13 protein-coding genes and 1 pseudogene are annotated in these 21,667 nt (G+C 57.1%); 7 read left to right on the plus strand and 7 right to left on the minus strand.

From position 1 onward, the window contains the following. Positions 1 to 311 precede the first annotated feature (311 nt). A complete protein-coding gene (locus ACIGFL_RS05725; protein WP_397496425.1) occupies positions 312 to 1,319 on the plus strand; it encodes a hypothetical protein in 1,008 nt (335 codons plus the stop codon). A 162-nt stretch (positions 1,320 to 1,481) separates the two neighbouring features. Here the strand turns inward: ACIGFL_RS05725 and ACIGFL_RS05730 are convergent, their stop codons facing one another. Together ACIGFL_RS05730 and ACIGFL_RS05735 are read right to left on the minus strand one after the other, a co-directional pair. After that, positions 1,482 to 8,183, minus strand: a complete 6,702-nt coding sequence (locus tag ACIGFL_RS05730) for a DUF3320 domain-containing protein (RefSeq protein WP_397496426.1) — start codon at positions 8,181 to 8,183, stop codon at positions 1,482 to 1,484. A gap of 327 nt (positions 8,184 to 8,510) precedes the next feature. Next, positions 8,511 to 9,485, minus strand: a complete 975-nt coding sequence (locus ACIGFL_RS05735) for a DNA-binding protein (protein ID WP_397496427.1) — start codon at positions 9,483 to 9,485, stop codon at positions 8,511 to 8,513. Positions 9,486 to 9,660: 175 nt separating this feature from the next. On the opposite strand from ACIGFL_RS05735, the gene ACIGFL_RS05740 reads away from it, so the two are divergent. Further along, positions 9,661 to 10,569: a site-specific integrase gene (locus tag ACIGFL_RS05740; protein WP_397496428.1), complete on the plus strand. Its 909-nt coding sequence runs from the start codon at positions 9,661 to 9,663 to the stop codon at positions 10,567 to 10,569. A gap of 438 nt (positions 10,570 to 11,007) precedes the next feature. Here the strand turns inward: ACIGFL_RS05740 and ACIGFL_RS05745 are convergent, their stop codons facing one another. The 3 genes from ACIGFL_RS05745 to ACIGFL_RS05755 all read right to left on the minus strand — a co-directional run bounded on the left by ACIGFL_RS05745 (position 11,008) and on the right by ACIGFL_RS05755 (position 13,971). After that, positions 11,008 to 11,373, minus strand: a complete 366-nt coding sequence (locus ACIGFL_RS05745; protein ID WP_397496626.1) for a histone-like nucleoid-structuring protein, MvaT/MvaU family — start codon at positions 11,371 to 11,373, stop codon at positions 11,008 to 11,010. Positions 11,374 to 11,748: 375 nt separating this feature from the next. Next, positions 11,749 to 12,063 carry a hypothetical protein gene (locus ACIGFL_RS05750; RefSeq protein ID WP_397496429.1) on the minus strand — a complete coding sequence of 105 codons (315 nt, stop codon included), beginning with the start codon at positions 12,061 to 12,063 and terminating at the stop codon, positions 11,749 to 11,751. An 882-nt stretch (positions 12,064 to 12,945) separates the two neighbouring features. Next, a complete protein-coding gene (locus ACIGFL_RS05755; protein WP_397496430.1) occupies positions 12,946 to 13,971 on the minus strand; it encodes a substrate-binding domain-containing protein in 1,026 nt (341 codons plus the stop codon). A 198-nt stretch (positions 13,972 to 14,169) separates the two neighbouring features. Here ACIGFL_RS05755 and ACIGFL_RS05760 point away from each other — a divergent pair, with 198 nt between their 5' ends. From ACIGFL_RS05760 to ACIGFL_RS05780, 5 genes are all read left to right on the plus strand, one after another. Then, on the plus strand, positions 14,170 to 15,381 hold the full coding sequence (locus ACIGFL_RS05760) for an ABC transporter substrate-binding protein (RefSeq protein WP_397496431.1): 1,212 nt from the start codon (positions 14,170 to 14,172) through the stop codon (positions 15,379 to 15,381). 69 nt (positions 15,382 to 15,450) lie between these two features. Then, a complete protein-coding gene (locus ACIGFL_RS05765; protein ID WP_397496432.1) occupies positions 15,451 to 16,329 on the plus strand; it encodes a branched-chain amino acid ABC transporter permease in 879 nt (292 codons plus the stop codon). Between the two features lie 13 nt (positions 16,330 to 16,342). Next, positions 16,343 to 18,115: an ATP-binding cassette domain-containing protein gene (locus tag ACIGFL_RS05770; RefSeq protein WP_397496433.1), complete on the plus strand. Its 1,773-nt coding sequence runs from the start codon at positions 16,343 to 16,345 to the stop codon at positions 18,113 to 18,115. Continuing rightward, on the plus strand, positions 18,108 to 18,812 hold the full coding sequence (locus ACIGFL_RS05775) for an ABC transporter ATP-binding protein (protein WP_397496434.1): 705 nt from the start codon (positions 18,108 to 18,110) through the stop codon (positions 18,810 to 18,812). The genes ACIGFL_RS05770 and ACIGFL_RS05775 overlap by 8 nt, the downstream gene beginning before the upstream one ends. A gap of 25 nt (positions 18,813 to 18,837) precedes the next feature. Then, positions 18,838 to 19,617: an SDR family oxidoreductase gene (locus ACIGFL_RS05780; protein ID WP_397496435.1), complete on the plus strand. Its 780-nt coding sequence runs from the start codon at positions 18,838 to 18,840 to the stop codon at positions 19,615 to 19,617. 320 nt (positions 19,618 to 19,937) lie between these two features. Here the strand turns inward: ACIGFL_RS05780 and ACIGFL_RS05785 are convergent. Continuing rightward, positions 19,938 to 20,555 (minus strand): annotated as a pseudogene (locus ACIGFL_RS05785) (IS66 family transposase); the annotation flags it as partial. Between the two features lie 164 nt (positions 20,556 to 20,719). Further along, positions 20,720 to 21,637, minus strand: coding sequence for a LysR family transcriptional regulator (locus tag ACIGFL_RS05790; RefSeq protein WP_397496627.1), 918 nt, complete (start codon positions 21,635 to 21,637; stop codon positions 20,720 to 20,722). Between the last annotated feature and the right edge of the window lie 30 nt (positions 21,638 to 21,667).

Consider the following 21,667-nt stretch of genomic DNA (forward strand, 5'->3'; position numbering starts at 1 on the left):
CCAGATAGCTGGCGAGTTGTGTGGCAGTACGCTGGAGGTGGAGGCTAAGACGTTATCGTTGCGCCTCCATCAGTGCTACTTGAGTGGTTTGATTGGGCTTTTAGGATATGAGTCCATTCAGTCTCACAATTCGGCAACTTATAAGTAGGTTCAAGTCTGTCTGCTGGGACGTAAGCGACACTTCGTCTCACGACTGTGCTTCATGTGCTTCCCATGCCTGCCGACGTTTCAGTTGGCCAGTGATGGCTATATGATCATTCTTCGGTTTTCCGAACCCAGCGGCTAATAGAAAAAGACAAGGGATCAAGATCATGGGCTGGAAAGGAACATTGCGCTCTATGCAGGCTGCGTCCCGCCGAGCAGAAAGACACGCGCAGCGTAGGCAGAGAGAACTCGAGAAGCGTCGTAAGGAATACGCCAAGATGGAGGCGCTTGAGCAGGCTGCTTACGAGGTGGAGGTCTATGACAACTACATCGAAGTCCTGCTTTCGGTTCATAGGGAATGCTCCGAGCAGGTCGATTGGGCAAGCTACTTGACCCGACCTGAACCGGGAGAACCAGAGCGGAATGCCACGGCAGAGCTTAAGGCACAATCACGTTTGGAAGGCTATCGGCCTGGTTTTTTTGCGCGTTTGTTCGGCATGCAACAGCGTCAGATCTCGTCGTTGCAAAAGGCCGTCGACAAAGGCCGTTCGGAAGATTCCATCCGCTTTGCGAAAGCGATCGAGGCCTGGCAGATCGAGCACTCAGAATGGCAATCGGACTACGCATTGGCCCAGCGCTTGCTGAGAGGGGAAGGCCAAGTCAAGCTGGATGCGATCAAACTGTTGAACCCGTTCGAAGACATTTCCATGCTGGGCGCATCGGTCAAGTTTGTCATCCAGGAAGGGGGGCTGGTTGAAGCGTTTCTCGGGGTCCACGGTGATCGCGTCATTCCAGCGGAGAGCAAGAGCCTGCTCCAGAGTGGCAAGCTGTCGACGAAGAAACTCCCGACGGGGAAATACAACGAGTTGCTGCAGGACTACGTCTGCAGTTGCGTATTGCGAGTTGGTCGAGAGCTGATGGCGATATTGCCCGATGACCTGGTCATCGTCACCGCTACGGATCGGCTCCTCAACACGACCTCGGGGCATCTGGAAGAGTTACCCTTGCTCAGTGTGGCGATCTCTCGGCGGACGCTCGAGTCGCTCAACCTCGATGCGATTGACCCGTCGGACTCGATGAGGAATTTCGCTCACAACATGTCGTTCAAGAAGACAGCGGGATTCGCGCCGGTTAAGGCTCTGTTGGCGAAGGATTTCCTCTCAGCGACGCTTTAATGAACCTGAGCATCGCTGGCTTCCCCTCGTTGTGCTTGGCCGGTCTTCGCTGGCGACCATGGATCTGCCCACCGAGCTTTGGCCCCCGCAGTCCAGGAGATCAGGAACCCGGGGCACCAACCAGCAAGTGAGACGGCGGAGTGACCTCCGCCTTCTCTATCCCTACAGAGCGGCAGCCTGGTTCACGTTCGCAATGACCTGTTCAAGTCGCTGCTTGCTCTGTGCAGAGACTTTCTGCAGCCCTATAGCACGTGCCATGGCATAGAGCAGGTTATCGACCAGTTCCCCGCGCGCCAGGGATTCTCGCGCCAGAGCCTCAAGCTCTTTCTGACTGATCTCATCCACGGCGCGTAGGCTGTCACTATCGGCGGCCTTTCGGAACGACACTGCGCTGTCATCTTCGAGATGGAATGGCCAATAGAAGTCGCCGACATCTTCTACCGTTTTGCGGTGCGACTTCTCCGCTAGCCGGCTGACGCGTTCCCGAATGCGATTGCCTGTGCGTACCCAGCCATGCGCCCGTGCAATCCGCTGAGCCAGGATAACGTCAAGCACCGGGCCCTCATGGACCACGACGTGAGCGATCATGGCGGCCAGAACGTCGTTGTAATGCTCATCGAAGAATGCCTCCGGGTCGACGGACGCAACGGCGGCAAGCGGATCGACCTTACGGTACACCGCCGACTGCTGTTCACGTATGGCACCAGACGTGGGGGTAAATGCCCTCGCATATTGGTTGCTGACCGGAGGGGCGTCGGCCATGCTGCCAACAGGCAGGGCAATCTCCTCCATCGGTGGTGCGTCTTCGCTGGCGACCTCTACTTCCTCTTCCATCACGTCAGCGCGGTGTGCCAAATCGGCTTGCGCACTGGCGTGGCGGGCACGGCTTTCAGTCAGTAGAGCTTCCAGGCACTCATGGAGTTTTTCGGCGGTTCCGATGGGGTTGATCCACCAGTCGGTCGACCAGACACGCAATATCTCCCAGCCGAGGCCACGTAGCACCTGCTCGCGGAGCTTGTCGCGGTCTCGGGCCGTGGCGCTGCGATGATAGGTGGCACCGTCACATTCAACGCCCGCTAGGTAGCGGCCCGGAGCGTCCGGGTGAACCACGGCGAGGTCAATCCGGAACGCAGAGACGCCAATCTGCGTCGCAACATGCCAGCCCTTGCGGCCCAACGCCTTGGCGACCTGTTCCTCGAAGGGGCTGTCGAAGCTCCCCAGGCTGTCTGCAGTCGCCTCGATGATTGCCCGCGGACCCCGCTCGGCGAATTCGAGGAAGTGCTTCATGTCTCGTACGCCGATGGACTGGGTGCGGGCCAGATCGATGAGGTCCGGGCTCATGGTGGAGAATACGAGTAGCTCATGGCGAGCGCGGGTAACCGCAACGTTCAAGCGGCGTTCACCGCCTGGACGGTTCATCGGCCCGAAACTCATCGTCATATGGCCTGCGGCATCTCGGCCATAGGTGATGGAGAAGTAGATGATGTCCCGCTCGTCGCCCTGCACGCTCTCCAGGTTCTTGACGAAGACCGGTTCCAACTGCGTATCGGCGAAGTGGCTCTCGAGTGAGGGGTCCTTGCGCCGCTCGGCATCAAGCAGGTCTTCAATGAGGCGCTGCTGCTCGCCGTTGAAGGTAACGACGCCGAAGGTCAGCTTGTTCTCCTTCGCCTCGCGGGTGCGCAGGCGTGCCACGAGATGTGCCACTAGGGCTTTTGCTTCGCCCAAGTTGGTGCGTGAGCCGCCCCTGTCATAGACGCCTTGAACGATATTCAGGCTTACCGCTCGATCTGATGTGACCGGTGCCGGGAAGGTGACCAGGTTGCCTTTGTAGTACCGATGGTTGGAGAAAGTGATCAGGCTTTCGTGCCGGCTGCGGTAGTGCCAATTTAGATCGAGCGTTGGCAGGTTTGCACTCAGGCACTCGTCCAGGATGCTCTCCAGATCCGGTTCGATATCATCGTCTTCATTCGTCGTTTCAGCGCGATCGAAGAAAGAGGTTGGTGGCATCTGCTTCGGGTCCCCAACCATGATCACTTGGCGTCCCCGTGCGATGGCGCCGATGGCATCCCACACCGGAATTTGTGAGGACTCGTCGAAAATGACCACGTCGAAAACAGTCGATGTCGTCGAAAGGTATTGTGCAATGGATAGTGGGCTCATCAGCATGCACGGCGTGAGTTTTGCCAGGGCTGATGGAATCGTCGACATCAGTTCACGAAGTGGCTTGTGCCGGGTTTTCTTCGAAATCTCGTGGCGCAGTACGCCCCATTCCGAGGCTTGAGTGACGCTGTCGGGAGTCGGCAGCCCGGCACACAGACGAGCTCGCAGCAAGTCTCGGGTGAGGGCGGTAAGCTGCTCGTCGAGCGCGCGGAAATCTCGGATGCGTTGTTCATGCTCAACGCTGACGAAGTTGCGAATAGTCGGCTCTTGGTCGACCGTCGCATTCAACCACCAGCGAGCATAGTTGGCTTGGAACACTTTCTTGATCGTGCCTTGAGCAAGGAGTCCATCTTCAAGGGCTTGTATGAGTGGTCGGAGCCCCAGCCCGGATGCTTCGTCGCGGACTTTGCACCATGCGCTCCAAGCATGCAGGCTGTGCTCGGCCTGGACGATACCTTCACACTGCTGACGTAGCGCGTCTAGGGAAAGGCCGCCAATACGTTCAGTGCCTTCGTTGCTGAAGTGCCCAACCGAGGCCAGTCGCTCCAGGCTGCTATTGAGCTTTGCCGAGGAATCCAGGTACTGCCGACCATATTGGTTAACCAGCCCTTGCGATTCGAGGAGGGCGTTGCCATCACCCAGTAGCTGCGTCAACGCCGACTTCAGGGCGGTGATTTCATCGGGGGTACGTGCCAGCTGGGAAACGGCGGTTGCGATGTACCCTTGGAAATTCACTGCGGCCAAAGCCACGTCTGTCTTGGTGTGTAAACCGGTCCAGATGCCGGCGGCGAGGTCACGTAGCTCTGCGTATTCCTTCAGACTCCGTTCGCTGTTTGCCCGCTGTTTGAGCAAGTTGTGCTCTGCCTGCAGTGCCGGCCCACACTTGCCGGTGGCGATCAGGTCATGGTCCTGTTCCAGGCACCCTTCCTCGACTATCGCACGACGTTCTTTCTGGAACGCAATCGCGGCAGCGAGATTGGTTTTACTCGTGTTGAGACCCTGCCATAGGTCTGCGTCGGCTAACTTCAGAGACTCGCCGTGGGCAGTAATTTTCCGCTCAAGCGCGCGTTGTTCACGCATCGCGTCAAGTGTGCCCTTCAGCGCAGGGCCGGCCACACCCTGACTGATCAGTTCAAAGCCTACATCCTCCCAGCCACGGTTCTCCTTGGCTGCTTGAATGGCGACTTGAAGCGTTTTCACCTGGTGGATTACAGCCGGATCTGAGCTCGCTCCCCGCCAGAACTCGGCGGTTTCGGAACCGAGCCGCAGGCCTTCTATCTGCTGACGCACAGTCCGGATTGAGGCCAGGTTCTGGAGGTCGACGGGGATGTTGGCTTCGGAGTTACCGTCGATGACCTGGCTCAGTTGCTGCTTGATCCGCCGCTTACCCAGCCAGGACTTAGGCCAGAACGATTGGTCGGCCTGGTTCCATTCGTCAAGTAACGCGGCGACATCCAGATCTTCAATGCCGGGGCCGTAGGTAACCGATAGGCACTGAAGCAGTGCTGCGATTTCGTCAAACAGCTTGAGTGCCTGTGACAGCACGACCATGGTCGGAACGGAGAGTGGCTCCGGCAACGACTGCGTCAGCCGGGTGTACTGTTCAAGAAGCTCCAAGCCATCTTGGCACGCAGTAATCGTGGTTTGCGACCAGGGCGCTGGAAGCTTGCCGTTGATCTCGCGATGCAAGTTAACCAGCTCACAACCTTGTTGTAGGCGCTGTGCAATGAGGCGGGCATCTGGCCTAAGGGCGAATCGCCAATCCTGTCCGGCTGCCTGGGGCAGGGTGGTGGCGAGAGCGGAGAGGCCGTCGCGCACGGTAAGAGTGAGCTCTGCGTTGGGAAGGTTAGCCGCCCCAATGAAGTTTGCTGCGTCCATCGCAGTCGAATTGATTGCTGGGATAACGTCGCGCGCGGCTAGGATTACCTGCTGCTGCCAGGTTGGTGACCAATCGTGCTGGCTAATAGCGCCAAGGGGGTGTTCGGTCAGCTTGTGGTACCCAATCGATTGCGCATTTACTTCCAGGCGATCAGTGATTTCCAGCAGGCGATGCAACGCCTCTCGGTCGTGCATCAGCGGTGAGGGCCATGACAGCGAAACGACGGGCAGGTCTTGGCCGGCGATGGTGGCGCCGATTGCGTCGTAGATGCTCAGCCCATTTGGGTAACGATGGTGCAATCGATCGACATAGATGTTGAGGCCCGTGCGCAGCGACTCAAGGCGTTCGGCCTCGACTTTCCAGGTCTCAGCGTCCGCGTTGCCGCGAGCCTGCCAAGCGGCATTGAGTTGCGACAGCACATCCGTCTTGCTCGCCTTATTGGAGTGGACCTCCAGGCAGAACTCGCCCAGCCCCACTTCGCGTAGGCGGCGGTACACCACATTGAGCGCTGCGATCTTCTCCGAGACGAAAAGCACGCGCTTATCTTCGGCGATGAACTGGGCGATCATGTTCACGATGGTTTGGCTTTTGCCGGTTCCCGGCGGCCCAATCAGGACGAAGTCCTTCTGCTGTGACGCAGCCAGCACCGCCGACAGCTGAGAAGAGTCATAGGGCAGGGGGCAGAAAACCTGCTTCGGACTGTACTCGGCGTCGAGCCTGTTGCTGGCAGGGAAGGGGGTATTGGTGGCTGAGGCATACGCGTCGCGGGGCGTATCCAGCAGATGACGCACCACTGGGTTGTCCCGCAGAGCATCGGTGCGCTCGGTGAGATCCTTCCACATCAGATATTTGGCGAAGGAAAACATTGAGAGAACAACGTCCTCGCTCACTTCCCAGCCTTTGATGTCCTTGACTGCATGCGCGACATTGCGCCAGATCGCATCGATGTCCAGGCCCGATTCGTCTCGCGGCAACTCGCCCTCGGCAACGCCAAGGTTCAGATCATAGTCCTGGCGCAGCATTTCGATCAGGGTCGGGTTAAAGCGTGGTTCGTCGTCATGCAGGATGATCGTAAAGCCCGAGCGCGCACTTTTCCGCTCCAGCGTCACCGGAATCAGGATCAGCGGTGCACGATAGCGTTGGTTGTCCCGATCCTCCCGTGTCCATGAAAGGAATCCAAGAGCGAGGAACAGGGTGTTGGCGCCCCCTTCCTGAAGGTTGGTCCTGGCTCCCCGGTACAGCTCGATCAAGCGGCTGTCGAGTTCTGCTTGCGACAGGGCGATGAATACCTCATTGCGCTTAAGTGCATCCAGGGCGTGTTGCCTCCGAACGTTTTCATGCTCACGGGCTTCGTAAAGCTCCTTGTCGCGCGGATCAGCGCCATCCATCAGATCCGGTCGTGTCATCAGTTTGATTTGCTTGCCGGTGGCTAACAGATCTTCGAGCGCACTTGGGTTAGGCGCCTCCAGCTTCAGCGCTTTTTTTCCGGCTTTGAAATTGAGCAGGTTGTTTCGTAGAGACAGGTCGAGCAGCTTGCGCTGCCAGCGACCGAGACGATCCCGAGGGTCGAGGCCGGCGACATCCATGGTATCTGCGACGTCGCTCGGTAAGGCCATGGGCGCTTCGATCTCGGGCGCAACCACTGGAGTGGTTTCTTCTTGAGCGGCACCACTGCCATGAACCTGCGCATCGCCGCTGGCCATTGGCTTGATTCGCTGCAAGCGTGCTCGACGAATGTCGAGCGCCATTTCGAACGTAGCCTCTTTACCTTCTGCAAGGTGATCCGCGCCACGCTCGATGGCGTAACGCAACCCCACCGACGGACGCTGGGTTACGAGGGTGGTTTCGAACAGCACGAGTTCGTTGAGCTTCATGCGCTTACGCAGCGCGGCGATATCGTCGACGACGGTTGTCGTGAACTCTTCGTTCTTCAGCCATACGCCGGCAAACGCGTGGCCATGCGTAAAGATGATCAGAGGATTAAGGCCTGCTTGCTCAAGTAGGGCACAAAACAGCATGGTGGTGTCGAAGCAGGTCGCAAGACCGTGCTCAGTCAGGTGGCTAGGGCTTCGCACTTTCTGCCCGTCTCTCTCGAAACTGGCCGGTGGCAGCGCATAGTCCAGACCCATGGACACCACCGTACTCCAGACTGCGGAAACGATTTCCCAGGCATGCTCTGGGCCGCTGGTATAACCATCAAGAGCGGCATTCTTGCCGTTCTTGCGCAACAGTTCGGCCGCCTTCTTAAGCAGGGCCTCCACGGCCAGATCGTTGGGCTGCACGAACGCGGCTGTTAATTCCGGAAGGTGGGCCAGTCCCCCCCACTGATTCCGTGGCAATACCTCCAGCGGGAGTTCAGTCTGAGCAATGACTGTGCGGGGCTCTTCAGGAGAGTCGGCTCTGCAGGTCAGGACGAAGTTGAGTGTCGAGTGCTCGGCCTCGGTCAGTTTGGCGAGCATGCCTCCGTCGACGGCCAGGTCGAGTCCTGGAATTTGCCGAAAAACCGTCGCCCCGAGCTCAGAGATATGCCAGGTTTTCGGCTTGAAAACTGCTGGATCGGAGGACAGCGTAAGCTCTAGATCGCTGTACTTCGTTGTGGTCTCGTTGATGACGCGTAGTTCACGGATTAGCGGAACAGCATTCTGGTAGTCGGCGAGGTTGAGCTTGGCGACGACGGTGGTTTGAATCTTCACCGTTTTGACTGGCGCCGGTTCGATTGGCTCGATTGGCGACGTATCTTCGACAATCAAGTTCTCGGAGGTTGGGGTAGCTATCTCAACGCTGGGCAGGTCACTGCTACCGTTCTCAACTACATCATCGCTCATCTGAGCCTCCCTGGCGCTTAAGGTCAGCCATTGGCCAAGCTGAACTCTCTGGAGTTAGCTTCGGTACGTTCTCGCGGCAACGCTCTCGGCGAGCTCGCCCAATAAAAAAACTAGCTGGAGGATTGTAGGCTGCTCGACTGTAGGTCAAGCGCGTGTAGGGAATCCAGCTGTTCCCCCGTGTGCAGGCATTTCGCCACCAGAACGGACGCTTCGCGTGATGGTACCTGTTTCGTGGGGAAGATGGCCATGGAATGAATTCAGCGGATGTGGAAATGCATACGGCTGGTGATCAAGCTCATGGCATTCCCACATTGGCCATGGCGTTGTTTAGATATTGCTCTGCCCTGATAGTAGGGTATGCAGTTGCCCAATTTGTCGCGCCTGGGCTCTTAGGTCACGGCGATCTTGGCGATGATCAAGCACATAGCGTCGTGCCTTCTCGTGCAGAATCGATATTTGAAGTTGCAGCGTCCGGCATCGTTCTTGTTCTTCCTGCAGCGCGGCCTGCAGCTTTTGGTGCAGCTGGGGCCAGCGGGCGAGCTCCTGCGCTTGGCTGTGCAGCTCCTGGCTTCGAAGCCGTTGTTCGGTGTGAAGTCGTTCCAAATCACGGTACAGCTGGTTTAGCTCCTCCTGCTTGAGCAACAGTTGTTCCTGCAGGCGTCGTTGCTCTTTTTGCAGCTGCTGCACTTGGGATTCGTGACGATTGATTTCTTCCTCGCGTTGGCGGAGCTGTTGCTGCCGATAGTGGGCCAAAGCCTCACGCGAGTGTTGGTGTTTTTCTTCGAGTGATTGGATCTGTTTGGCCCGTTCGCCGAGCAGCTCTAGGTAATGCTGTTCGGCGCTTAGCAGTCGCTGTCGTTCGACTTCCAGCTGTTGCAGCTGTTCGCCTACGGCACGTTCACGGACTTGGCTTTCACGACGTTCCTGAAGGATAAGCTGATGCGTATTCTGCAGTTCGTTGTGACGGGCCTGATCAATATCGCGTTGGTGGGCATAGGCCGCTTGTTGCCGTTCTAGACGAGCACGATCGGCTGCCACCGCGTCCTGGGCTTCGCTAGCAAGACGCTCCGCTACACTGCTGATAAAACTGCTAATAACTGTCTGCAATTCTTCACTCAGGCAGACCGTCGGCGGACGTGGCTCCTCGCTGGCCAGCTCTTTTAGGAAGCGCTGAATAGTGCTTTTCGAGCCGGTGTTGCCAAGCTCAATGCGCACCGCCTCGATGCTGGGACGCTGGTCGCGGGCGAGTAGAGCATCACGGGCCTGCTGCACCAGCGCCTTGTTGATACCTGCACGAGCCATGTTGTTACTCCGACAATTTCATACTGTTTTTCCAGTATGGAATTACACCTGTACCGCTGTGCAGTGCGATGGTTGAAATTCGGACGAACTGGCGTTTGAGAATGGGTGATTCTCAAACCTCAGCTCCGATTTAGGCCACAGAGGTGGTTTCCCCGGTACGCCGGAGGGTGTTGCGATGACGGAGAAGGTGGAGCGCTACCGGCAGGCTGCCCGACGCGAGAGTACCCAGCGCCGTTACAGCCAGGCGCTTGAGCATTTCGAGGTAACCTGGGGGGGCTTCTTGCCTGCCACCAGTGAGGCCGTGGCTCGCTACTTGGCGGACTACGCCGACACCCTGGCCACCTCAACCCTGCGCGCGAATCTCGCCGCGTTGGCTAGGTGGCACCTGAACCAGGGCTTTGTCGATCCGACCAAGGCGCCTCAAGTACGCGACGTGCTCCGAGGCATTCAGGCCCTGCACCCCCGACTTGAGCGTCAGGCTGAACCGCTGCAATTGGCCGAGCTGACTCGCTGTATCGACTGGCTTTTAGCGCAGGAGGCTGCGGATAACAAAGCGCTACTGCAGTGTCGCCGGGATCGCGCCCTAATCTTGCTGGGCTTCTGGCGTGCTTTCCGCAGTGATGATCTGTGTAGGCTCCGTGTGGAGTTTGTTCAGGCGAGGGGCGGGGAGGGCATGACGCTGTTTTTACCTAGCAGTAAAGGTGACCGAGACAATCGTGGACAATCTTTCTCCGTGCCGGCTTTAGAGCGCCTATGCCCCGTTCAAGCCTATCAGGACTGGATTGACGTATTGGGGGTGAGCCAGGGGCCGGTGTTTCGTGCTGTTGATCGTTGGGGCAATCTGGCGGCAGAAGGGCTGCACGCGTACAGCATCTCTCGAATTCTCCGTCGGGTGATGGTGTGCAGTGGTTTGCACAGTGAGCGGTATAGCAGCCATTCATTGCGTCGAGGATTTGCGACCTGGGCTAGCCGCAACCAGTGGAGTACCAAAGCCTTGATGAGCTATGTCGGTTGGCGTGATGCCAAGGCGGCCTTACGTTACATTGAGCCAGACATGCCTTTTGGCGAACTACGCCGTCCGTAGTGTGGGGGCTGGGTTAGATGTAAGAGTCTGGCCAACACACCTCCCCAATTCTTCTAACTAGCGGCAGGGTGTCCACCTTTTTTTGGTGGACACCATTTGAAGCCCTTTAGAATGCCCCATACCAGGCGAGCATCGCTCCTAGCCCAAATCCTTCAAGATCCAGATCGTCGATGAGGGCGCCCAGGCCAGTGCCTCGGGTGCTGGTGCGGCCTCAACGATACACGTCCACAATTGGATTCGCCGTCAGCAGACAACAGCTACCCGCTGTACCCTCCGGGTTTACTCCGATTCCTCTTGGCCTCGAGTCTGCCGACTATCTCAAGTACGGCCGATATGGTTATCCAGATTGGCATCCCTCATCGGGATGGCAAGGGGGTAGGGGTTCATAAAGAGAAAAGCCAGGCAGTGCCTGGCTTTTCCTTCCTTGAAGACGCTGCGTTATTGCAGCCATCCGTCCACTTTCTCAGCTCCGTACTGCTCTTTCCAAGCCTTCAGTACTTTGTGGTTGCCGCCCTTTGTCTGAACCACCTCACCGGTTTCTGGGTTCTTATAGACCTTGACCTGGCGCTGCCGGCGTTGGTTGCGTGCTGCCGGCACGGCGGTAATCGAACTCAGGCGTGTTTGCGGATCCAGAAGAGAAATAATGCCGCTTAGGTTGACACCGTACTCAGCCATGAGCCCACGGAGTTTTTCCTCGAACTCGATTTCGCGCTGCAATTCACCATCATTCTTCAGCGCATCGAGCTGCTTGAGTTGGGCGGAAAGTTGAGCTTCAAGGGCTTTGAATTCAGCAAGTTTGGACATGGGTAAGCCTTTTGTTAGAGAGAGGAGACGCTTCATCGTGACAACACTTTACCGCGGTATCCTACCGGGAAAAGAGCTACTTGGGAGGCCGTGTCTCCCCGCTTCCGGCCAAAGAAAATAAAATACAGACTGTTGGTGCCATGATCTGACGGAAACGACTTAGCTGGGAGCGTGCAATACGCGAGGGGTGTTGCCCCCTGCAGGAAGCCGGAGCGAATACCTGGGATTTCAAGCTCCCACTCCTGAGAGGTGTTTAGCCTTCTATGCGCCTTGCGATCCTACAGGCAGTAGTTTTAGACATGCCTCAGCACGGCAGGTTTAGCCACTCACTACCGATTAGAAGTTGCCTTGAACACGATCTGCGAGACTATCGACTCAATTGGATGAACCACCGCCGTCGTTGAAAAAGTCGTCTCGCGCAATTAGCCCGAAATTGCTTAAGTCTTCGTCCTCGTCACTGAACATGGCGTTCACCATGCGATCACGCCGCAGGCCGGAGAGTGTTCTGAAAAAACAGGGCTCGCACAGATGGATCTCATAACGCTCACCATCATGAGCCGAGCCGAATCCCCAACGCGCACTAAGGGTTCCGAATTGCAGTCCATACCCTTCAACCCGCGTACTATCACGACAAACATCGCAAAGGACATCACTGACAGACTCGGCTGGCTCCAACGCTGTGACTTTCATAGAACCTCCCAACAAAGCACTTACGCTCTTGAGTGCCTGGAACAAGTTGCCCCTTCAGGCGATTGGCTCGGTCCGATTAAGAGGCTCGCGTTACCCCGGCTCCTGCGGGATACGAAATTGCATCTGACCTGACCACAGCTCGATCATAATGGGCAGATAGCGGCGGTGGTTGGCAGCTAGGAGCGCGTGCGCCAACTTTGAGCTATCGAGGCGGCAGGAGATGAGACCGCAGCTCTGGTGATTGGCTCACCAAGTTTACAAAATTGATGAAGGCGATTCCGAAGGGGCCGCTTCAGACCAGTTTTCATCACAGGCACTGCGTTCGGGGGAAGAAAGCTCTTTTGGGCGACCTTTTCAGGATAGCACTGCGGTAAGCCATCACATGCGCCACGAAGACGGCGCTCATCGACAAGGAGCGGCCTATCGTGGTTGCCGCTCCCTTGATGAGCCCATGCTCTACCCGGGCGGTACAGGTACAAGGTAGAGTCATTCAGTGGCGCAGTGCTATCAGCTGCGTGCATCGTGTGGCGCGAATTTTCAATGCCCTGCGATCTTATCCAGCCGAGCGGCTATGAGGATCAGAATGATTATGGCGTCGAGAGCGAAGGAGGCAGGGGTGAGCGAATACTAGGGCATGCGCTGGTTCAAAATGGATTTCCAAGTCCTGACACCGGAGGACAATAGGCACTGGGCTGACGACGATATGCGCCTGCTACGCCCGCGTCGGCCGGTGAAAGATGGTGTACCCAACGAGGACGATATCCAGAGCAAGGCCAAGCGCTTCTGCTTGCCGGAGTACTCGGCGTCGGCAAAGGTCATCTGTTTTATCGGGAAACTCGGGCAATGGGATCGGCGTATTTCACTAAATTCGGGAAGTCTTCTTCAGGATTTCCTTAAAGGCGGAGCGGTGCTCTCGCGAACAACGAGATCGACCTGAATTCGTTCTTGCCGGGCTACAGCCTTTCCTTCTATTAGAGAAACGATGTTATCGGCACTGATTCGGCCAATGTCTGCGATCCCGATGCGCACAGTTGTCAGAGGCGGAGAAGAGACTGCTGAGAAACTGATGTCGTCGAACCCCGTGATCGATAGGTCGGTCGGTACGCGAATGTTCATGCTTTGGGCTTCGGCATTGGCACCTATGCTTTGAATGTCTGTGCTACAGATCAATGCAGTTGGTCTAGGCTCTAGCTCCATCGCTAAACGTAGCCCGGCGCGGCCTCCCTCTATCGAGAATGGCTGCAGAATGACATGCGAATCTGGGAGATCTAAGCCCTTTTCCCGCATTGTGTCGCGAATCCCCTTTAGCCTGAAACGGATGCGTTCGTTGTATTGGTGATCACTACCCAGCACGGCGATGCGGGTGTGTCCTAGCTCAAGGAGATGGCGGGCGATCAACGTGCCGCATTTCTCGTTGCTAAAGCCGACGCAGTAATGATCTCGGCACTCATCCAGTGACCACATGAGAATAAAAGGGCGTTTTGCAATTCGTAGGCTTTCAAAGACGGCAGGATCGTGATCCGTGCCAACGAGCAGGATTCCCTCCACGCCCCGGTCAATCAGGTTGTTGATGCTCTCGACCTCACGGGCCCGGTTGTACTCGTGAGATGCAACGATCAGTTGGTACTTCCGCTCATACAAGCGTTGATGCAGGAACTGAACAACGTCGGCAAAAATTGGGTTGTTTAAGGTCGGGAATACGGCACCAATACTGTATGTGCGCCTTAAAGCTAGGGCTCGAGCCGCACCGTCCCGCACGTAACCGAGTTCACGGACAGCAGCCTCCACCTTTGCCAAGGTCAGCGGTTTGACTGCGTTCGGCGCAGAAAGAGCACGCGATGCGCTACCTACAGAAACGCCGGCAAGTCTGGCGACGTCCCTCAGTTTGGGTTTCTGGTTCTGGGTCATGGTGAGATCTCCTGCTTGACAGTATGGCATCCTGAGGCGTAGAAAATGAACCGCTTCAAAAAAAATCTTGGTACACAACAAGTCCAAAAATCTGCCGTTCAAGAGGGATCCTGGCGCCGCAAGGCGTTTTTTGAAACCAAAACTTGAACCGGTTCAAGTGGCGTCAAGACGTGCTAGGCGCCCAGCCAGGAGAAAACAATGAAATCGAATCGCTGGATCAAAACTACCCTGGCCGCCATGGTGCTGGGTTCATCCATTTCTGCCTATGCAGACATCAAAGTCGGTGCGCTCTACCCCTTCAGCGGTGGCCTCGCGTTGCTGGGCGACGAAAGCTATCGAGGTCTGGAAATCGCCATCGCAGAGCGAAATGCCGCAGGTGGTGTGAAGGGCGAACAGATCAAGTTGATCAAGGCCGATGCGGTAGATGCCGCACAGGCGGTGGGGGCGGCGCGGAAACTAACCGCCGTCGAAGGCGTAAGCGCGGTGTTTGGTAGTTATTCCTCTGCTCTAGCTTTTGCCGCTACGCAGGTTACCGAGTTAGCCGGGGTGCCCTACTTCGAACTCGGTGCGGTGGCGGACAACATCACTGATCGTGGCCTGAAGTACATCTTCCGTAGCAATCCCACGGCGAAGAACTTTGCGGAGGGCACCATCAAGGCGATAACCGAGATTGTTGCCCCGACGCTGGGTCTCGATCCCAAAAACCTGAAGGTCGCCATCATTCACGAGGACGCCCTCTACGGTACAACGATTGCTACCTTCCAAAAGCAGATTGCCCAAGAACAGGGCCTTAATGTAGTTGAAGTGCTTCCCTATTCGGCGAAAGCAGTCGACCTCTCATCCCTGGTTCTACGCTTGAAGGGAGCGGAGGCTGACATCGTGCTTCAGACCTCCTATCAGAACGATACGACACTGTTCTTCCGGCAGATTCGTGAAGCCGGGTTTGCCCCAAAAGCGCTAATCGGTGCTGGTGGTGGCTACTCGATGCAAGACACGCTCAAGGTGGTCGGCGCGCAGAACATGGAGGGCGTCCTTGATGTGGACTTCCCGCAGTTCGAAACTAACGAGAGCGGTGCACCTGGCATTCGTGAGTTCGCTGAAGCCTATCAAGCTCGATATGGCACTGAGCCGCGTTCCGGTCATAGCCTGATCAACTATGTGGGCGCGAAGATTTTCCTCGACGCCATGGAGCAGGCGGAGTCCCTGAACCCAGACGCTATCCGTGAAGCCGTTTCCAAGGTCGATATTGAGGTAGGCAAGACCGCCGCTGGGATCGGTGCCAAGTTCGATGAGCGCGGTCAGAACCAGCGTGCCGAGATTGCCATCATGCAGTGGCAAGGCGGAAAGCTGAAAACCGTCTACCCGGAAGCTGCAGCGGTCGCCAAGCCGTATTTAGTGGCTCAACCCTGATGAACTGGAAGCTCGATGGGCTCTCTGTGAGCCCACGGCTTCGCTCGCTCTACTTGAGGGTGCATTAAAATGGAAATCTTCCTGCAGCTAGTGCTGAACGGTATTCTGCTTGGCGGCACTTTGGCCATTATCAGCATTGGCTTGACTCTGATTTTCGGGATTGTCCGTGTGGTGAACTTCGCCCACGGAGAGTTCCTGATGGTCGGTCTCTACGCCGTCTATCTGCTGAACCAGCACTTCGGGCTTCATCCCTACATGGCTGTTGTGCCAGCTACTTTGTTGCTTTTTGCGGCAGGTGCAGCCATGCAGCGGTTCATTATTCAACCGTTGCTTAGTGCTGAAGGGCACATTCAGATATTTGCAACTGTAGGCGTCTCTATCGCGCTCATGAATGCCGCTCTGATGGCCTTCGGTGCCAACGTGCTTACGGTTTCGAACCCCTCCGGTCTCGGCACTGGAACTATGAGCGTCGTAGGCTTCCGCGCAAGTACCGGTCAGGTAGCGACGTTTGTTGTATCGCTCCTGTTGATTGGTGCCTTGCAATGGTTCTTGCAGAACACCTTCCTGGGGCGTGCGGTGCGGGCAACTGCTCAGCATCGAAATGCTGCTCAGTTGATGGGCGTAAACGTCAAAAACATCTACATCTTCGCCTTCGGACTGGGCTGCGGGTGCCTCGGGATTGCTGCGGGCATGATTGCTCCGCAATACCCCGTCTTTCCCACAGTAGGTACCTTCTTCGTGTTGACAGCCTTCGTCATCGTCGTGCTCGGCGGTCTGGGAAGTCTCTCCGGTGCTTTGCTGGGTTCGCTGCTGATCGGCATCGTCGATAGCCTCGCTGGTTACTACATTGCCCCGGATCTGAAGGAGGTCGTGTACTTCCTGATCTTTCTCGGCATTCTGATTTTCCGCCCCACCGGTTTGTTCGGTGCGGGCCGTGGCTCGGAATAAGGAGCGCGACACCATGAATCTAACTCATCCCCGCGTTTACATGAGCGCGCTCGTATTGTCGCTGTTGTTGATCATTCCGCTCTCGATCGACTCTCCTTTCGTGTATCACCTGTTCATTCTGGTGTGCAGCTATGCAGCTCTTGCCAGTGCCTGGAACATTGTCGGTGGCTTCGCCGGCCAGTTGTCCTTGGGACATGCCGCCTTCTATGGCGTGGGTGCCTACACGGCCACTTTGCTGGTCATCAACCTGGGGCTTAGCCCTTGGATAGGTATGTTTGTAGGTGCGGTACTGTCGACCTTGTTGGCTGTCGTGATCAGCTGGCCGTGCTTCCGCCTACGTGGCCCCTTCTTCGCTCTGGCCACTATCGCAGTGCTAGAGGTCATTCGGTTGTTGGCCATCAATCAGCATGACCTGACTGGCGGTGCAGCTGGCCTGGCAGTTCCTCTGCAACTTGGTCTGGAATGGATGCTGTTCCGTGAGCGTTGGCCTTATCTGCTGATTGCGTTTGGGTTTCTGATTGTGACGCTCCTAGTGTGCTTGAAGATCAAGAATTCGCGCCTTGGCTACTATCTGATCGCGGTGCGTGAGCGTGAGGACGCTGCCCAGGCTGTGGGTGTCAGTGCAGTGCGAGTCAAACTGACTGCGGTGATTATCTCAGCATTCTTGACCAGCCTGATCGGCAGCTTTCATGCGATGTATCTCACCTTCATCGAACCGGGTGCCATGTTCTCCCTGGAGATGTCGATTCAGGTTGCTATGTTCGCACTGATTGGCGGCCTCGGTACTGTTTCCGGGCCACTGGTAGGCACCCTGCTGGTATTGCCATTGGCTGAGCTGGCGCGCGGCTGGCTAGGTGATATGAGCAGCGGCCTCCATGGTTTAGTCTATGGACTGGTACTCGTCGCGGTAGTGCTCACCATTCCGCGCGGTCTGGTCGGCCAATTCGGGGCTCGAGTCTGTAAGTGGATTGACAGCCTTCCCGGTAAGCGTGAAGTACAACCCAAACCGCAATCTGCCCCGGCTCCTGTTAAGGCAAGCCCAACCAAAGGTCAGCCGATCCTGGTTGCGGAAAACCTGCACAAATTCTTCGGTGGTCTGCACGCAACCAACAATGTGTCACTCACCCTTCATGAAGGTGAGATAGTGGGTGTGATCGGGCCTAACGGTGCCGGCAAGACCACGGTATTCAACCAGCTGTCCGGTTTCATCCTGCCATCCAAGGGTGAGGTTCGTGTACGAACTGCCGAGGGAGAATGGATCACTCCAAACAACCCGGCTCAGTTCGCGGTTGCCGGTATTGGGCGCACCTTCCAGATCGTCCAGCCTTTCGCTGACCTGAGCGTTTGCGAAAACATTATGCTGGGCGCATTCATGCATACCAGCGACCCGGAGGAAGCTCGACTCATTGCCCACGAGGTCGCCGAACTGACCGACCTCACCAAGTTGCTGGATACCAGAGCACGCAACCTCACAGTGGGTGGCATGAAGCGTCTAGAAATGGCCCGAGCTCTGGCAACTCGTCCCCGTGTACTACTGCTAGATGAGGTTATGGCAGGACTCAACCCTGCCGACGTAACCAAGGCGATCGAAATCATTCGGCGCGTCCGTGATACAGGCGTCAGCGTGCTGATGATCGAGCACATCATGCAAGCGACCATGAGCCTGTCTGACCGCATCATCGTGATCAGCTCCGGCAGTCTGCTCACGCAGGGCGCACCAAACGACGTGGTGAATGATCCCCAAGTCATCGAGGCATACCTGGGTAAGGAGTACAGCCATGCTTAAGCTCACCAATGTTCACTCGGGCTATGACGGCACTGAGGTGCTGCGGGGCGTCTCGATCGAAGTCAAGAAAGGCGAGGTCGTCACCATCGTGGGGGCCAACGGTGCGGGCAAGACCACGACCCTGCGTAGTCTCTGCGGAATCGTTAAGCCATCCCAAGGAAGCATCGAGTTTGAAGGACAGCGCATCGACGGTAAAAGACCCGATGAAATCGTTGACGCAGGTATCACCCTGATTCCCGAAGGCCGGCAGCTGTTCCCCTTCATCAGCGTTCGCGACAACCTGCTGATGGGTGCCTACAAGAAGGGCGCCAGGGCAGGTTACAAGCAGCGTCTGGAGCAGGTGCTAGACCTATTCCCTCGGGTGCGTGAACGACTCGACCAGAATGCTGGCTCTCTGTCGGGCGGGGAACAGCAGATGGTGGCCATTGCCCGTGGGCTGATGGCAGATCCCAAACTACTGATGTTCGACGAACCATCTCTGGGACTTTCTCCGCTGCTGGTTTCCCAGGTTTTCGGAATCATCGACAAAATTCTGGATCTCGGCACAACGGTGCTGATCGTTGAGCAAAATATCGTCCATACGCTGCGTATCGCACATCGGGGTTATGTGCTGGAGAACGGTGAAATTGCCCTGTCGGGTACAGGACAAGAACTTCTCGATAACCCACATGTGAAGCGGGCTTACCTGGGCCTGTAGGCCTATGGCTTTCGGAGAGATGCAGATGAATGGAGTGAATAATCTTCGCCATCATGGGCGTGTTGTATTAGTGACCGGTGCGGCGAGTGGTATCGGCGCAGCAATCGCTGAGCGGTACTGCGTTGAGGGCGCCGCGGTCGCCCTGTTGGACGCTGACGAAGTGAAGGTGAGCCAGCGAGGAATGGCTCTGCGGGAGCAAGGCTACAAGGTTGCTTGGCATCAGGCCGACGTCTCGGATTTCGCGCAATGCGAAATCGCATGCCAGGCGCTCACTTCCGAACTTGGTTCGGTCGACACTCTGATCAACAACGCCGGGGTTTCGCCAAAGCACGATGGGCAACCCGCCTCGATCTGGTCGATGTCACCGGAGGAGTGGAACTGGGTCGTTGGGATCAATCTCACCGGATCGTTCAACCTGGCTCGAGCACTGTCTCCCAACATGGTTGAACAGCGCTATGGACGCATCGTGAATATGTCCTCGGTCGCAGGTAGTGCCTTCCTGCCGATCGTGGCAGCTCATTACAGCGCTACCAAGGCTGCCATTATTGGATTCACGCGTCACTTGGCCGGTGAACTGGGCCCGCACGGCATTAATGTCAATGCTCTGGCCCCTGGGCGTATCGAAACGCCGATGGTCAAATCAGTCTCTGATGAAGCCAATGAGGCGGTCATCGCAGAGACACCGCTTCGCCGATTGGGGCAACCCGATGAGGTGGCACAGGCAGCATGCTTCCTAACGTCGAATGAAAGCGACTTCATTACTGGCCAGGTAATCGATGTGGCCGGTGGCTGGTTAATGCGCTGATCCTCTAGCAGCCTGTTGAAACTCGGCGTGATGATTGCGAGCACGGCTTTGCAGCGGCATTGCTCGCAGTCGATCAAACCCTATCAAGGGGTGCTGAACGGGTGAAATAGCCCGTTTTGGCAGGCTCCGGGTGCACCTCTCCTGTCAGCGCGTTCATGCCGCTGTGCCTGCAGCCAGCAACTTCGGCAGGCGTACCAGGTTGCTCGCCGCCATGGACAGTTGGAACAGGGCGTCGATCGCGCTGCCTTCCGGCACCTTCTGCCGCTGCCCAAGCATCCAGCTATGCAGGCCATCGATGATCGGCCTGGCTTTGTCCTGGCGCAGTTTCGCTGTTCGGCGAGCAGCTCTCGCCCTTCGCGCTCCACCTTGTACAGCTGACCGATGTACTGGAGGGCCTGCCCGGCCAGTTGGCTTTGGTTGGCGACATGCAGATCGAAGAACTTGCCCCGGGCTTGGGCCATGCAGCCGATCTCGGTCATGCCTTGCTCGAAGCTGGCCTTGTAGCCGGCGAAGTCGTCGCAGACCAGTTTGCCTTGCCAGTCGCCCAGGAGGAAGCTGCGCGCGTGCTCGCCGGCCCGGCTCGGCCTGAAGTCGTAGATCACAGCCTTAGTCGGCGAAGGGGCTGGGTGCATAGGCCCAGACGTAAGCCCGCTGGGTTTTCTGCTTACCCGGGGCGAGCATCTGCACTGGGGGGGGGCGTCGGCGTGGATGACGTCCTGCTGGAGCAGGCAGTCGCGCAGGGCATCGACCAGGGGTTGAAACTGGACGCCGCAAGCGCCGACCCACTGCGCCAGTGTTGAACGCGCGATGGCCAGCCCGGCGCGGGCGAAGATCTTTTCCTGGCGGTACAGCGGCAGGTGATCGGCGAACTTGGCCACTATGACCTGAGCCAGTAGCCCAGCAGTCGGGATGCCCTTGTCGATCACCTGCGCAGGCACTGGGGTTCACACTTGGCGCAGACCCACTTGCCACGGATATGCCGTTCGACGGTGAAGGTGCCCGGGGTGTACGAGCCACCTCATACTGCTGTCAGCATCGGGTTTAAGGGAGGGGTACGCACGAAGAAGGTTGCGTCGTCAGTGACCTCTTACACCACAGATGGCTACCCCGCGGCGGCTAAGAGGGTCCAAGGATGCTCTTTTAGCCTTGCTTCCAGGAAGTCCCGAAACACCTTGATCCTTGGGCTCAGGTTCTTTCGGTTGGAATAGATCATGTAGATAGGCTCCTTGATTCCCAATCGGAAATCGCTCAGCAGTGGCACCAGCCTTCCTGCCTTGATGTCGGCCCCGATATGGAAATCAGCCAGTCTGACGATCCCCGCACCGGCCAAAGCCATCTCACGCAGCAGATCTCCCTGAGCAAATGTGGATTTCGGCACTACGGGCACTGTCACGGGCTCACCGGCCACTTTGAACGACCAGTTATTCCAAGGACTGTCGAAACTGAAGTTAAAGCAGCTGTGTTGCAGCAAGTCTTGCGGATGCTGAGGCTCTCCGTGGGCGGCCAGGTACTCGGGCGATGCACAGGTGACCCATTCACTTTCACCGATCTTCCTCGCTATCCGCGATGAACTGGGCAACACCCCACTATGGATGGCGAGATCCAGCCCCTGCTCGAACTGGTCGACATACTGGGCGCCCACCTGAATCTCGACGGACAGAGCGGGATACTGCTTTAGGAAGTCCGATAGCCAAGGGATGATTTGATGCTTGGCGAACGTCGTCATGGTGTGCAACCGCAAGGTGCCGCTTACCCTAGACGGTAAAGCCTCGGCCAAGGAGTCCGCTTCGGCCATCGCATCCATTACGGCTTTGGCACTTCGCAGGTACGCACTGCCTTCCTCCGTCAAGGTGAGGCTGCGTGTGCCGCGTTGGAACAACCGAACTTGGAGTCGATCTTCCAGGCGAGATATGAGTTTGCTGATCGCTGACGGTGACATGTCATGGGCGCGTGCAGCCGCCGAAAAATTCCCGTGTTCGGTAGCCCATATGAAGGCAAGCATCTGCGAGTAGTTATCCATGAGGTCACTCAGCGCCATTTCTGCCTCGAT

Source organism: Pseudomonas sp. NPDC077649 (assembly GCF_044542855.1).
GTDB lineage: Bacteria > Pseudomonadota > Gammaproteobacteria > Pseudomonadales > Pseudomonadaceae > Aquipseudomonas.